Annotated in this window: 11 protein-coding genes; 4 read left to right on the plus strand and 7 right to left on the minus strand. The window is 43.8% G+C overall.

The window, feature by feature from the left end:
- Nucleotides 1–1559 (plus strand): YadA family autotransporter adhesin (locus tag F967_RS04775; protein WP_004798517.1); only part of this gene is annotated, 1559 nt, incomplete at its 5' end.
- A 59-nt stretch (nt 1560–1618) separates the two neighbouring features.
- Here F967_RS04775 and F967_RS04780 read toward each other — a convergent pair.
- From F967_RS04780 to F967_RS04805, 6 genes are all read right to left on the minus strand, one after another.
- Nucleotides 1619–2662, minus strand: coding sequence for an NAD(P)H-dependent flavin oxidoreductase (locus tag F967_RS04780; protein ID WP_034431192.1), 1044 nt, complete (start codon nt 2660–2662; stop codon nt 1619–1621).
- A gap of 118 nt (nt 2663–2780) precedes the next feature.
- Nucleotides 2781–3482: a VIT1/CCC1 transporter family protein gene (locus tag F967_RS04785; protein WP_004763941.1), complete on the minus strand. Its 702-nt coding sequence runs from the start codon at nt 3480–3482 to the stop codon at nt 2781–2783.
- A gap of 329 nt (nt 3483–3811) precedes the next feature.
- Nucleotides 3812–5254 (minus strand): cryptochrome/photolyase family protein, encoded by a 1443-nt coding sequence (locus F967_RS04790; protein ID WP_004798523.1) that lies wholly within the window; start codon nt 5252–5254, stop codon nt 3812–3814.
- A 122-nt stretch (nt 5255–5376) separates the two neighbouring features.
- The gene (locus tag F967_RS04795) at nt 5377–5859 is read right to left on the minus strand and encodes an FKBP-type peptidyl-prolyl cis-trans isomerase (protein WP_004674749.1); all 483 of its coding nucleotides are present in this window, start codon (nt 5857–5859) and stop codon (nt 5377–5379) included.
- Between the two features lie 125 nt (nt 5860–5984).
- On the minus strand, nt 5985–7271 hold the full coding sequence (locus F967_RS04800; protein WP_004755863.1) for an NAD(P)/FAD-dependent oxidoreductase: 1287 nt from the start codon (nt 7269–7271) through the stop codon (nt 5985–5987).
- Between the two features lie 93 nt (nt 7272–7364).
- Nucleotides 7365–8684, minus strand: coding sequence for a D-alanyl-D-alanine carboxypeptidase PBP6B (locus F967_RS04805; RefSeq protein WP_004763937.1), 1320 nt, complete (start codon nt 8682–8684; stop codon nt 7365–7367).
- 170 nt (nt 8685–8854) lie between these two features.
- On the opposite strand from F967_RS04805, the gene F967_RS04810 reads away from it, so the two are divergent.
- The gene (locus F967_RS04810; protein ID WP_004798526.1) at nt 8855–10558 is read left to right on the plus strand and encodes a M61 family metallopeptidase; all 1704 of its coding nucleotides are present in this window, start codon (nt 8855–8857) and stop codon (nt 10556–10558) included.
- A 349-nt stretch (nt 10559–10907) separates the two neighbouring features.
- The gene (locus F967_RS04815) at nt 10908–13139 is read left to right on the plus strand and encodes an NADP-dependent isocitrate dehydrogenase (protein ID WP_004674743.1); all 2232 of its coding nucleotides are present in this window, start codon (nt 10908–10910) and stop codon (nt 13137–13139) included.
- A gap of 116 nt (nt 13140–13255) precedes the next feature.
- Here the strand turns inward: F967_RS04815 and F967_RS04820 are convergent, their stop codons facing one another.
- The gene (locus F967_RS04820) at nt 13256–14059 is read right to left on the minus strand and encodes an rRNA large subunit pseudouridine synthase E (RefSeq protein WP_004674740.1); all 804 of its coding nucleotides are present in this window, start codon (nt 14057–14059) and stop codon (nt 13256–13258) included.
- A 198-nt stretch (nt 14060–14257) separates the two neighbouring features.
- Between F967_RS04820 and icd the strand changes: the two genes are divergently transcribed.
- Nucleotides 14258–15514 (plus strand): NADP-dependent isocitrate dehydrogenase, encoded by a 1257-nt coding sequence (gene icd / locus F967_RS04825; RefSeq protein ID WP_004798528.1) that lies wholly within the window; start codon nt 14258–14260, stop codon nt 15512–15514.
- Nucleotides 15515–15675 lie beyond the last annotated feature (161 nt).

Here is a 15675-nt window from a genome sequence, read left to right on the forward strand (position 1 = left end):
CAACGTCTAAAGATGCAGTGACAGGTAAACAGTTACATGCGACCAATACCAGTGTCACAACATTGAGTGATCGGGTGACAACAGAAGTTGATACTTTAAATACAGCAATCACAACCAGCGCAAATACGATTAACACCCGTATAGATGGTGTGGATACCCGAATTGGCAATGAAGTCACTACCTTAAATACACGTGTTGATACGACTAATACTGCGTTGGTTCAGGCATTAGGTGGTGGTGCGGCATGGAACAATGGTGTATTCACAAATCCAACTTTTACAATCCAAGGAAAAGCTAAAAATACAGTGAGTGATGCATTCATTGCAGTTGATCAACAATTAGGTGCAATTAAAACCTCTGTATCAGATTTAAAAACACATACAGACCAGCAAGCTGTATCTAATTTAAATGATGCAAAAAATTATGCAGATCAACAAACAACCACTGCATTAAATAATGCAAAAGGCTATACCGACCAGAAAACCACCTCAACCTTAAATGATGCAAAAAGCTATGCAGACCAAAAAGCTGCTGATGGTAAAGCCTACACAGATCAGCAAACTGCATCGACACTAAACAGCGCAAAAAATTATGCAGACCAGAAAGCTGCCGATGGCAAAGCCTATACTGATCAACAAACTGCATCTGTACTTAATGATGCAAAAAGCTACACAGATCAAAAAGCGGCATCTTCTTTAAGTGGCGCAAAAGATTATACCGACCAGCAAACGGCATCGGCACTTTCCAGTGCGAATAGCTATACCGATGGCAAAATCGCAGATGTGCAAACTCAAATTATAGCCAGTAACCAGTTTGTTCAGGTGAATGGAGTAACTGATGCCCAAGCTGCTTCGGCAACAGGTGAAAACTCGGTTGCGATTGGAACAAATACCGTAGTGACAGGCCATCGCTCAACTGCTGTAGGTGTGGGTAATCAGGTTTCAGGTAATGGTTCTGGTGCCTTTGGTGATCCAAACACGGTATCTGGAAACGGTAGTTATGTTGTGGGTAATGACAATAAAGTCACGGGTGATAATACCTTTGTGCTGGGCAATAATGTCGATACTCAAGCCAAAAATGCAGTGGTATTGGGTAATGATTCTGCATCGGATCGTGATAATACGGTATCAGTTGGAGCAAAAGGCAAAGAACGCCAAATCATCCATGTGGCGGATGCCGTTGAAGATACCGATGCAGTGAACTATCAACAGCTAAAAGCAGCAGAAAAATCGACCAATAACTATACCAATGAGCGTGTAAATGCCTTAAATAGCGCGTTTAATGATTATCGTATGGAAACAGAACAGCGCTTCCATAAAGTGGATGAACGTTTTAACCGCCAAGGTGCCATGACTGCTGCGATGATGAATATGTCAAGTAGTGCTGCCAGTGTCAAAGGACAAAATCGTGTCGGTGTGGGTGCTGGCTTTCAGGGACAGGAACAGGCGGTGTCAATTGGCTATCAACGGATTATTAATGATAATACCTCACTCACCATTGGTGGCGCATTTACCAAGGAAGAAAGTTCGGGTGGTGTAGGCGTTGGTTTTGGTTGGTAAAATTTAAAGCATAAAGTGGAAAACCCGTTCAATTGAACGGGTTTTTTAATTAAAACGTTTTAAAGGGTTTTTATTTCCAAAACCAGTTGATTAATCAGGTCGGCTGCTTCCAGTTCCCGAATCTGTCTCACATTCATGCCAGCCCAGAATGCACCATAACCAGGATCATTGTGCTGACTGGCAACACTGATCAATTGCTTGGTTAAGTCATAGGTATATGGATACTCAGGTAATGCTGGGCGGTTGGGTGCATCAATCTGGGTGTGCCATGTGCCCAGCAGTCCACGGGCTGGACGACCTGATAAGCTTGAACTGATTTGTGTAATAGATTGACTGAATAAAGCTTTTCGATAGGCTGCATTCGCACTCGAACTTTTACATTGCACAAATGCTGTACCCAATTGAACAGCAGCAGCACCTAATTTCAACATCGATTTTGCTTGATCACCATTCATAATACCGCCAGCAGCTACGACAGGTAATTTACAATGTGTTGAAATGAGTTGTACGAGATCACTGGTTTTAATTGCAGCATCAAAAGTTTGATTGAAAATACCCCGATGTCCTCCAGCTTCAATCCCCTGTGCAATAATAATGTCGATTCCTGCCGCTTCAATCTGCTGTGCCTCAATCAGGTTGGTGGCAGAAACCAGAGTGACAATACCCGCATCTTTGAGTGCCTGAATCTGGCGAGGGTGTGGAATACCAAAATGAAAACTCACAGCTTTGGGGCGAGTTTCAAGTACAACATTCAGGAAATCATCATTATCTAAAAAGCTTGGATAAATACAGCGTAATTCGGACGGTGGCTCAGTACCAAACTTGGCAAACTGAGGTCGTATATATTCAATCCATTGTTGGGCCTTTTGGGGGTCAAGTCGTTCAGGTTGATGACAAAAGAAATTGACCTGAAAGGGTTTGTCTGTAAGTGTCTGTGTTTTTAAAATCTCAGCTTTCGCTGTTTCTGGTGTATTTGCCCCCAGTCCCAAAGAACCAAACGCGCCTTGGTTAGAAACTTCAGCAGCCAGTTCAGGGGTTGATACACCAGCCATAGGCGCAAGAAAAATAGGGTGTTTTATTTCTAGTAATTCTAGGATTGACATCATTATATTCTCACTTTGCTTTTAGTCACCATAACGCAAAAACAAAAAACCTTGCAAATAATAACCAGTATTTAATTATGGAATATACACAATATTTATTCCGTAAAAAATAATGGTTTTAAATGGTTGTGACATTAAATAGAGAACCGACCCAGCTTGAGAAAGCCATCGCTAAAATGCCCCATAACATAATACGCAGACTGCCTTTGAGTATTGAGGTATGTGCAAAATAGCTGGAAAGCGCGCCTAAAATTCCTAATGAAATAATGCCTGTCACCAAAACGGCATGTGAAATAAAAGCATCTGGACTGAGTAGGATGGCCAGCATGGGAAGAGCCGCACCGCATGAAAAGGAGGCGGCAGAAGAAAGTGCTGCCTGAACTGGATTGGCAGCAGTATTTTCATGGATGCCAATTTCATCTCGGGCATGTGCACCCAGCGCATCATGTTCAGTCAACTGTTTGGCAACTTCATGTGCCAGTTCAGGGTTTAAACCACGTGAAATATAAATCTGAGTGAGTTCACCAAGTTCCGCATGGGGATTCTTTTCAAGCTCTCTGGCTTCAAAACGCAGGTCTGACTTTTCAATATCCTCCTGTGACTTAACGGAAATATATTCTCCAGCAGCCATTGAGGTTGCCCCAGAGATCAGCCCTGCAATACAGGTAATTAACAGGGTATGTGAACTGGCACCACTGGCAGCCATACCCATAATCAAACTGGTCACGGAGATGATGCCATCATTTGCACCAAGCACGGCGGCACGTAACCAGCCTGAGCGTTGTATGACATGAGGTTCTGCATGATGAGAAAAAGACATAATTCGGCTCTTATAAAAATAATGAAACAAGTCCCAGCTTTATTATGAAAAATCATTTTTATGAAAATTCGATCAATGATTCATCAACTTAATTCGCTATAAAATGACTTATTTTAACGATAAGATAACGGGGGACTTCGTTATAATATGTGAATGGTTTAACATTTTTATTTAGGCTTTAGACTAGCAGAATAGATATGTTAGTCTATACCCTTAATTTATAATTTAATTGTGTAAACAATAACATACAGCTTGGTCTGGCTAAACAGATGTCTTAACAAATATAACGGGTTTATCTCGGCAGTAGCCATTAAATGGCTATAAAATGGCTATGAATATGTCTTAAACGTCTCAATTGCCCAGGTGCGGCTGGACTTTAATTCCACGATTGGCATAGGGTAGTCTAGATTCTGAATTTTGGTATGGGCATAAGGTTCATGTATGATTTTTGCATCCAGATCAGTGAGTTCAGGTACCCATTGACGAATGTAGTCGCCGTTCGGATCAAATTTTAATGATTGGCTGATTGGGTTGAATACCCGAAAATAGGGAACCGCATCAGTGCCTGTGGAGGCACACCATTGCCAGCCACCATTGTTTGCAGCCAGGTCGCCATCAACCAAATGCTGCATAAACCATTGCTCACCTTTACGCCAGTCGATGAGCAGGTTTTTGCTTAAAAACATGGCGCAGATCATCCGCACCCGATTATGCATCCAGCCTGTTGCCAGTAACTGACACATACCTGCATCTACAATTGGAATGCCCGTGTTTCCCTGTTGCCACTGTTCCAGCGCAATTGGGTCATCACGCCACGGGATATTCTGTGTTGAGGATTTAAAGGGAAGATGTCTTGAAACCTGCGGAAAATCAAACAGGATATGCTGATAAAACTCGCGCCATAACAGCTCATCCAGCCACACCTGCTGGCTTTCAGACTGGATGACAAAATCCCCATGTTGTTGCCTAAACAGTGCCTGAATACATTGGCGGATGGAGAGAATGCCAATATTCAGGTAGGCTGAAATTTGACTGGTGCTCACTTGTGCTGGAAAGTCTCGCGCTTGTTTATAGTGATTCAACCTTTCCCTTACAAACTCATCTAATAAATCTAAGGCGTATGTCTCTCCAACAGGCCAATGATCAATCATGTTTTGCTCAAGCGTTGAGGCATAGGCTTGTTGTAGGGTGGTCAGGTTGGCTTGGTTAAAAAATGAAAAATCCTCTGCAAGCGGTCGTTGAGCGTCAGGCAATGGATAACACTGGGGCAACCCATGTTGTAAACGCTGATAACAGGTTTTCTTGAATGCCCCAAAAACTTGATAGGGTAGGTTGGACTGATTGCGAATGGAACGCACAGGGAACATTGTACGATCATGAAACAGGAGCAGTTCTTTTTGCTGCTGGTTTAATACTTCCTGTACATCATGGTCACGCTTTAATTCATTTACGCCCAGTTCAATATTGGCGTAGACATTTTCGATATTTATTCGCTGGAGAAGTTCCGTAAAAAAATTACCTACATCTTTCCATAGAGGAATATGCTGGATGGTTAATGGGATATTAAGGGTATTAAGCTGCTGTTTTAATTGTTGTAGCTGACGCAGATAAAACTCGATCTTGATGGGGGCATCGTCATGTTGTTGCCATTGTTCAGGTGACAGAATCACCAACGCAATACACTGGCCAGCCTGCGTTGCGTGCCAAAGTGCAGTATGATCATGGATTCTAAGGTCCTGACGGAACCAGATCAGTTGATAAGAATGGGACATAGACAGAATATCAAGAGAAGAGAGTCCTATTAAAGTTAAGCGATTTTTCTATTTTATAAAAGTATCAGGCAATAAAAAAGCAAAGCCGAAGCTTTGCCTTAAACAATTCATTTAAAAATGAATTAGTGCTGGTGACCACCTGCACCATGAACGTGACCGTGATCAAGCTCTTCTTGAGATGCATCACGAATTTCCATGATTTCAACTTCAAAAGTCAGGTCTTGACCAGCAAGTGGGAAGTTTGCGTCAACGATCACGTTGTCGCCTTCAATTGCCTTAACCGTTACGATTTGAACGCCATCATCAGTTTGAGCCTGAAACTGCATACCAGGCTGGATATTATCCACGCCCTGGAACATTTGTGCTGGAACTTCTTGTACGAGGTCTGGGTTATATTCGCCATAACCTTCTGCAGCTGGAACAGTTACAGTAAATTTTTCGCCTACTGTTTTACCCAGCAGTGCATTTTCTAAACCAGGAATGATGTTGCCTGCGCCGTGCAAATATGCAAGTGGTTCACCTTGAGATTGATCAAGTGTTTCACCCTCAGCGTTTGTTAAAGTGTAGTGGAATGAAACCACGTGGTTATTTGCAATAGCAGTCATGTTTTGAATCCATGTCATCAATAGTTTTAGCTGTATATCATAAAGTGAAAAATAGTTTTTGTTGACTACTTTCCACTTTTTGAAACGATTTAGTTATAAATAGGAGCGAAATTTAAAATTTCAACTCAATACAGTTTAATTTTTGGACGTACGCGGCGAGTCAGAAAATCTTTGACGGTGAGTGCCCCAGCCTGAGTGTAGCCATGAATATTGGCCTGATGCAGTCGGTATAGCGATACATACATGGTTTTGGCAATAAATCCCTGTACGCTGACATCGCCAAGCAATTCTCCCACCGCCTGATTACGGCTCAATGAAACCAGCGATCCCTTGTCGTTAAAGGTGAACATGGGTTGTGGTGAGCCTGATAAACGGGCCGCCATCGCATCCACCAGAAAAGTTGCCTGCTGGCTGGCAACCTGTGCGCGTGGGCCAAGCGGTGGTTGACGGGCATCCAGCTGACAGTTGGCGCAGTCACCAAAGGCAAATACATTTGGATCAGAATGCGTTTGAAGCGTTGCGTAAACCATTAACCGATTGATCTTGTCACGTTTAAAATCTGTAAATGATTCTAAAACTTTGGGTGCCTTTACCCCTGCCGCCCACACGGTAATATCAGAATGCAGGATTTTCCCATTGCTAAAATAGACATTAGATTTATCGACTTTTTGCACCTTATGCTCAGTCAGAATCTCGATGCCCATTTTCCTGAGTTGCTTGGCACTATGTGCTGCGGTTTTTTCATTCAATGCAGGAAGGATACGGTCAGACGCTTCAATCAATGTAATTTTGACCTGCTTCGGATCAATTTTCTTTAAGCCATAACGATAGAAGTTTTTGGTGGTTTCGATCAGTTCCGCCGCCAGTTCCACACCTGTGGCACCCGCACCAACAATACCGATGTTCAGGGCACGTTCAGTGGAATGGTTTTGTGCCTCAATGTAGAGGTGGAGTAAATCCTGCTGGAAAATATCCGCCTGTTGGCGACTGTCAAGGAAGTGGCAATATTCACGTACCCCCTCGATGCCAAAATCGTTGGAGACAGAACCTACCGCAATCACCAGAGTATCGTAACCCAGCTTTTGAATCAGTGGAGTGTGTTCTTTGGAAAGCTGGGGAGGAGAGAGGCTAATCTGCTTTTGATCCTTGTTAACATCCAGCAGGGTGCCAAGCACGAACTCAAAATGGTGCTTTTCTGCGTGGGCAAAGTAGTTAGTCTGTTCTTCGTGGGGATTGAGGGAGCCAGCAGCAATTTCGTGGAGCAGGGGCTTCCAGATGTGGGTCAGGTTTTGGTCAACCAGTGTGATTCTGGCTTTCTTTTTCCTGCCAAAACGTTCACCCAGTTGTGTCGCAAGTTCCAAACCACCTGCGCCACCGCCTACAATCACGATATGATGTAAGGTTTTACTCATGATTAACCTAATTTTTTGTGAAAGGATGGCAGGATTATGCCATCCTTTTTTCAATATTGTATTAGTAATCTTTATAGAAAAAGTAGGTTTTTTTTAACCCTGATTTAGTGGGTAGAGTTTTGGATTTTTAGTGTCATTTATTGAGAAAAAGCTGAATAAATTAGAAAACCAGATCATAATTTTTTGAAAAATGTTGGCTTCTTCAATCTGTACATCATTCTCAATTTGCAAACTACGAATCAACTGGTTATTTTGATAAATCGACACCGTTGCCAAGTTCATGACCTGGGTTAAAGGAGCAGTCAAATGCTGTTCATTTAATTCAATGTTGATATGGGTATTGGTGGTTTGCAGTGGTTCAACTGTGCTGACCTGCTGGTTTGCATCAACCAGATGGATGCGCTGAGTTAACAAATCAAAACTATTCAAGTCAATTGGTGTTGCTTGATCATATAGCGATGTCGTCACAATAGTTGGTTGCTTGGTTTCGACCTTAAACATTTTTAGGGTTGATTTAATCACAGGCAGTTCAGCAATCAGTCTTTGCTTTGGAATGACTTCCTCATCACGGGTATAGGTATAGGCCAGGTCCATCAGCTTGTGCGCGACTTCGGCACGTTTCACCGCACTGGGTGTACCCAACACCACTACAATTAAACGGCGTTTATCAACATGTGGATTAAAGGTCGGACGTTCCGCAGTCAAGGCCAGATTATAGCCAGCAGCCTTAGTATAGCCTGTTTTTAAACCATCTGCCGTAGGGTCAAGCTTTAAGGCAAAATTGGTGGCATGGTGAAAACGCTGGTTATAGCTAAAGCTTGGCATTTTTGAATAATGCAGATAGTCAGGGGTTTGCGTGACGATAGCCTGAGCCAGCACACCTAAATCTGCCGCAGTTGAATAATGGTCAGGCATGCTGATGCCAGCAGGATTGCTGAAATGGGTATCTTTCATTCCCAAGGCCTGTGCTTCCCGATTCATGCGCGCAACAAACGCGGGTACGCTGCCTGAAATCTTTTCGGCAAGCGTGACAGCGGCATCATTGGCAGACATCACAATTAAACCTGCCAACAGTTGGTCAATCGAAATCTGCTCACCTGCTTTCAGGTACATTTGCGACTCGTCCCACATCACGGTACTCACCACAGGCGTAGCCGTCAGTACCTCTTCCTTACGCAATTTTCCAGCTTCAATTTCCTTGAGGGTAATGTAGGCCACCATCATTTTGGTCAATGAGGCTGGGGCACGTTGTACGTGGCTATTATGTTCAGCAATGACCTGACCTGACTGGGCATCCATAATTGACCATGCCTGCGCCTCCACCGATTCAGGTGCAATATTCAGTAAATTGGCATGAGCGAGATGGGTACAGATTAAGCTAAACAACGTAAACAGGGAGAGGATAAATTTCACGTAAACACCTTGTGCTGCCGATCCAGTGGCATGGAATGCGAAAAAGGCATGCTATGACTTTTTTGTTGAAGAATCCAGCAACTTTTGCAGACAATTAAGACATCTGCGCATGACTTTGTAAAAAAATGCTAAGCTGTGTGAAGTGAGTCTTATTTTTACGATCTAAAGCTATGTTGCACTATCAAATTGAGTTCGACGATTATCGCCAACACCTTATTCATGTGACCTTGCGTTTCCTTGCCAATCCCAATCAGGAGCTATGGTTGCCGACCTGGATTCCAGGCAGTTACCTCATCCGTGAGTTCTCAAAACATATTGAATCGGTTCAGGCTTCTGATGAAGCAGGGCGTCTGCTCAGCATTAAAAAAACCGAGAAAAACCGCTGGCGTTTGTTCAATAACGACCATGAACTGATTACGGTTGAGTATGATGTCTATGCCTATGATTTATCGGTGCGTGGGGCGTATGTCGATCAAACCCGTTTGTATGTCAATCCTGCCTGTGTCTGTTTAGGTCTGCAAGATCAGGAACAGTCACCTTGTGAGATTGAAATTTTCCTGCCTGATGAACTCAAGCATTTCCAGATTGCCACGGGGCTGCCAAGTAAAAGTCTGGTCAAGGGACGCTTTACTCTAAAAGCGGAGAATTATGACCAACTGATTGACAGTCCATTTGAGCTGGCTGAACAAAGCCGTTTTAGCTTTCAAGCCAATGGTATTCCACATGAGTTTGTGATTTCAGGCAAGCACAATACCAATTTGGATCGTTTACAGGCAGATATTGAGAAGATTTGTCAGGCTGAAATTAATCTGTTCGGTTCAGCACCATTTCAAAACTATACTTTTATGACCATGGCAACGGGCAATAGTTATGGTGGTCTGGAACATTGTAACAGTACCAGCCTGATCACCCCGCGTGATGACTTGCCCAAAGAGAATGAAACACAGGAACCTTCCAAAGACTATCAACGTTTTCTGGGCTTATGTAGCCATGAATATTTCCATTCATGGCTGGTGAAATTTATACGCCCTGAAAATTTTGCCCATTATGATTTGCACAAAGAGGGCTACACCAGCTTACTCTGGATATTTGAAGGCTTTACTTCTTATTATGATGACCTGATTTTGTTGCGTAGTGGTGTGATTTCGCAGAAATCCTATCTGGATTTATTAAAGGCGCAGATTGACCGTTATTTGCAAAATCCAGGACGTTTGATCCAGTCTGTTTCGGAATCCAGTTTTGATGCATGGATCAAGTTCTATCGTCAGGATGAAAACTCAAACAATGCAGGCACCAGTTACTACAACAAAGGCAGTCTAGTGGCGCTTTGTCTGGACTTGGGGCTGCGTTTGCGTGGTTCAAACCTTGATGCCCTGATGCGCCGTTTATATGAAAATACCCAAAAGGGGATTCAGGTCAATGAACGCACCATTTTTGAATTGTGCAATGAATTGACAGGTGATAACTGGATTGAGCAAATCAATCATTTAATCAATACCACCGATGAGTTGCCACTGGACCAGCTCTTGCCTGAGTTTGGTTTAAGTTATAGCCTGAAAAATGATAAGGCGCTGCCATTTGGTTTAAAAACCGTGGATAAGGCTGAGGGTGTGGTGATTCAGCAAGTTCGCCGTGACAGTGCTGCTGCAAAAGCTGGACTGTCTGCCAATGATGTGATCCTTGCGATTGATGGTATTAAAGCATCAGAAAAGCTTCTGGCGAAATATGCAAAACAGCAGGGAACGTTTACGATTTATGCTTTCCGCCGAGATGAGCTGTTGCAGTTTGAAATTTCAGGTGGAGAAAATGCACTGACCACTGTTGAGTTAAAAATTGAAGATCAGAATAAACTTGATCGTTGGTTGAAAGTTTAATCCCCCGACCAACGTCATATGTTGTTCATTAAACTTTGTTAGTGTCGTACTCATACTAAGGCACTATATTCATTTGTTTGCGAAATGGTAAATTTAAAGCTCTTATTTAAGCTGAAACCGTTTTGTGTTTGAAAAGCCAAAACTTCATGTGAGGTGGCTAAACATAGCTGCAACTTTTATAGAGTTTTGTAGTATTTTTTTTCGAAATGTCGTTATCACTCGATATTGCGTTGACTGAGATGCGACGAGGGCCGATACTCTCAGTGGTTTTATTTAAGCACATCGGTTCTCAAAGACTGGGCCAAAAGCTTGGTTCTTCACAACTAACATTTAACACAAGGGGCTATATATGGCTGGTGGAAAGTCAAAAATCATTTACACACTGACTGATGAGGCGCCACTACTGGCGACCTACTCTCTACTGCCGATCATTGAGACCTTTACCAAGCCAGCTGGCATTGAGATCGTTAAAAGTGACATCTCTGTAGCCGCGCGCGTGCTCGCAGAATTTTCGGACTACCTACGCGACGAGCAGAAAGTGACCAATAACCTTGCGGAGCTTGGACGTCTCACGCAGGATCCAGATACGAACATCATTAAACTTCCAAATATCAGTGCTTCGGTTGCTCAGTTGGTGGCATGCATCAAGGAACTTCAGTCAAAAGGCTATGCGATTCCTGATTATCCAGAGAATCCAGTGACTGAGGAAGAAAAGGCAATTAAAGACCGCTATGGTAAATGTCTCGGTTCAGCCGTAAACCCAGTGTTGCGTGAAGGGAACTCTGACCGTCGTGCGCCTGCTGCGGTAAAGAACTATGCCAGAAAGCATCCACATTCAATGAGCGAATGGAAACAGTGGTCACAAACCCACGTTTCACACATGGAAGAGGGTGACTTCTATCATGGTGAAAAGTCGATGACACTGGACCATGCACGTAACGTGAAAATGGAATTGATCACCAAAACGGGTGAAACCATTGTCTTGAAGCCAAAAGTGGCGTTGCAGGATGGCGAAATCATCGACTCAATGTTCATGAGCAAAAAAGCACTGTGTGAATTCTATGAGAAGCAACTGGAAGACTGCCGTGAAGCAGGCATCCTATTCTCATTGCACGTCAAAGCGACCATGATGAAAGTGTCGCATCCAATCGTGTTTGGTCACTGTGTCAAGATCTACTATAAAGATGCATTTGAAAAACATGGCAAGTTATTTGACGAGTTGGGTATTAACGTCAATAACGGTATGGCAGGCCTGTATGAAAAGATCGCAACCTTGCCAACCTCGCTTCGTGAAGAAATTATTGAAGATTTACACGCCTGTCAGGAACATCGTCCTCGTCTGGCAATGGTTGACTCCGCCAAAGGCATTGATAACTTCCACTCTCCGAATGACGTGATTGTCGATGCATCCATGCCTGCAATGATTCGCGGTGGTGGTAAAATGTGGGGTGCTGATGGCAAGCCTTACGACTGTAAAGCGGTGATGCCAGAATCAACTTTCGCACGTATCTATCAGGAAATGATCAATTTCTGTAAGTGGAATGGCAACTTTGACCCGAAAACCATGGGGACTGTGCCAAATGTGGGCTTGATGGCACAAAAAGCGGAAGAATACGGTTCACACGACAAGACTTTCGAGATTCCAGAAGCGGGCATTGCCAACATCACTGACCTTGATACAGGTGAAGTGTTAATGACCCAGAATGTTGAGCAGGGTGATATCTGGCGTATGTGTCAGGTGAAAGATGCGCCGATTCGTGACTGGGTAAAACTTGCGGTGACACGTGCGCGTAGCTCTGGCATGCCAGCGATTTTCTGGCTTGACCCATACCGTCCGCACGAAAATGAACTGATCAAGAAAGTCGAAAAATACCTGAAAGAGCATGATACCGATGGTCTGGATATCCAGATTATGTCTCAGGTGCGTGCAATGCGTTATACGCTTGAGCGTGTGGCGCGTGGTTTAGACACGATTTCCGTGACGGGTAACATCCTGCGTGACTACCTGACTGACTTGTTCCCAATTATGGAACTGGGCACTTCTGCGAAGATGTTATCTATCGTTCCGTTAATGGCTGGCGGTGGTATGTACGAAACAGGTGCGGGTGGTTCAGCACCAAAACACGTTCAGCAGTTGGTGGAAGAGAACCATTTGCGCTGGGATTCATTGGGTGAGTTCCTTGCGCTGGCTGTCTCTCTGGAAGAGCTTGGTATTAAAGAAGATAATGCGCGTGCAAAATTGCTTGCCAAGACTTTAGATCAGGCAACAGGCAAGTTACTGGATAATGACAAGTCTCCATCACGTCGTACTGGTGAGCTGGACAACCGTGGTAGCCACTTCTATTTGGCGTGGTACTGGGCTGAGGCGCTTGCTGCACAGGATGAAGATGCTGAGTTAAAGGCGCAGTTCACCCCACTGGCGAAAACACTGGCTGAGAATGAACAGAAGATTGTGGCTGAATTCTCTCAAGTACAGGGCAAAGCGGCTGACATTGGTGGCTACTACGCTGCTGATCCAGCAAAAGTGAATGCCGTGATGCGTCCAAGTGAAACATTCAATGCAGCGCTTGCAACTGTTTAGAAATATCAACCGACCCTACTTTGAGTTGGTATTGATAAAAAGCTAGTACCTCGGTACTAGCTTTTTTTATGGGGCTTTGAAGTGGGCTTTATGACTAACCTAAGAAATATTAAATCTTAACGGCCATTACGGTTACGGCCACGAGGCGCTTTGGTACTTGGACGTGTTGTACCATTGGTCTTACGACGTGGTTTCTCACTTTCATCCATTTGCCAGATGCGTTTAGTCCCAGACTTTTTCTTGTCACCGTCTTTTTTATCACCCTCTTTCTTTTTATGCTGCATTGGCTTGCCACCCGTACCGCCAGGTTTTTTGACATAGGAACGAGAACGGTAGGGCTGATCTTCAGGCAGGTCTTTAAAATCTGGATAAAGCAGCGGTTCAATATCGGTTTGTTCGCCTGGTTGCAAACCCAGACGCACTAAATCAATGGCGCCAATCTTGGTACGAATGAGCCGTAAAGTTGGAAAGCCAACCGCCGCCGTCATACGGCGTACCTGACGGTTACGCCCTTCACAAATTTGTAACTCAATCCAGCTGGTCGGGATATTGGCACGGTAGCGTACAGGTGGATCACGATCCCATAACCATTCTGGTTGATCCACTTTAATGGCCTTGGCGGGCAAGGTCATGCCATCTGCCAGTTCTACACCTTTACGCAGCTGTTCAAGCGCTTCCTCAGTGACATCACCATCCACCTGAGCCAGATAAGTCTTGTATTTCTTGTTCGCTGGATTGGTAATGTACTGGTTTAAACCGCCATGATCTGTCAGGAACATCAGTCCTTCAGAATCAAGGTCAAGGCGGCCTGCAAGACGCAAATCAGGATCGTGGATAAAATGGGAAAGCGTGAGATGGGCTTCATCTTCACGGAACTGTGACAGCACGTCAAAAGGTTTGTTAAATACGACAATTTTCATATAAAAATACTACTTTAAGAGTATGGGGTATTTGGTAAATGTATATTTTTATTTTATTGAGAAATGTTATTATTTCTCATATAAATCTAAAAAGATACAAGATTGAACTACACTGAATCAGCAAGTAAAAAAATCAAAGTATGCCATAAAAAACAAGGGATACATTAATTGCCAGCTACATGAGGGAGAACCTGTACAATGGGTTATCAGAAGATCGTGGTTCCTGCCGATGGTGACAAAATCACAGTGAATGCAGACCTGTCACTGAATGTTCCAAATCATCCTATCATTCCTTTCATTGAAGGTGATGGTATTGGTGTGGATATTACACCAGCAATGAAAGCAGTTGTAGATGCTGCTGTTCAAAAAGCTTACGGTGGTAAACGTTCGATCGAATGGATGGAAGTTTATTGCGGCGAAAAAGCCGACAGGATTTATGGCACTTATATGCCAGAAGAAACTTTTGAAGCTTTGCGTGAGTTTATTGTTTCAATTAAAGGTCCCTTAACCACACCAGTTGGTGGTGGTATCCGTTCCCTGAATGTCGCGCTGCGTCAGGAATTGGACCTATATGTATGTGTGCGTCCAGTGCGCTGGTTTGAGGGTGTACCATCACCTGTGCAACATCCTGAGTTGACGGATATGGTGATTTTCCGTGAGAACTCGGAAGACATCTATGCTGGGATTGAGTGGAAAGCCGATTCTCCAGAAGCAAAGAAAGTCATTAAGTTCCTGAAAGAAGAAATGGGTGTCACCAAAATCCGTTTCTCTGAGGGCTGTGGTATCGGGATCAAGCCTGTATCCAAAGAAGGTACCCAGCGTTTGGTACGAAAGGCCATTCAATTCGCGATTGATAATGATAAACCCTCTGTGACACTGGTTCACAAAGGCAACATCATGAAATACACCGAAGGGGCGTTCAAGGAGTGGGGCTATGAGCTTGCAGTGGAGCGTTTTGGCGGTCAGCTGATTGATGGTGGGCCGTGGGTAAAAATCAAGAATCCGAAAACGGGTAAGGACATCGTGATCAAGGATGTGATTGCCGATGCATTCCTGCAACAAATCCTGATGCGCCCAGCAGACTACTCTGTCATTGCCACATTGAACTTAAATGGTGATTATATTTCCGATGCGCTTGCGGCAGAGGTCGGTGGTATTGGGATTGCGCCAGGTGCAAACATTGGTGGGGCAATTGCGGTGTATGAAGCCACTCACGGTACAGCACCGAAATATGCAGGTCAGGATAAGGTCAACCCAGGTTCAATCATCCTTTCTGCTGAAATGATGTTGCGTGACATGGGCTGGACAGAGGCCGCCGACCTGATCATCAAGGGCGTGTCAGGGGCGATTGAGGCGAAAACTGTCACTTATGACTTTGAGCGTTTAATGCCAGGTGCGACCTTGTTGCGTTGTTCTGAATTTGGTCAGGCCATTATTGAGCATATAGGCGAGTAAGTTTTTATTTGTCCTATTAAGAGTGGTTTTGGCCACTCTTTTTTGTTTATGCTTTTATCAAACCATTAAGCTTTCATTTTCTGTTAAAGGTTCAGAGCTGGTTGTGTATCGTAAATTTAAAAAAATCTGTATCTATCATTTATCGACCATGTGTTCAAAAT

It is taken from the genome of Acinetobacter sp. CIP 102637 (assembly GCF_000368425.1).
In the GTDB taxonomy this organism is placed as follows: Bacteria; Pseudomonadota; Gammaproteobacteria; order Pseudomonadales; family Moraxellaceae; genus Acinetobacter; species Acinetobacter parvus.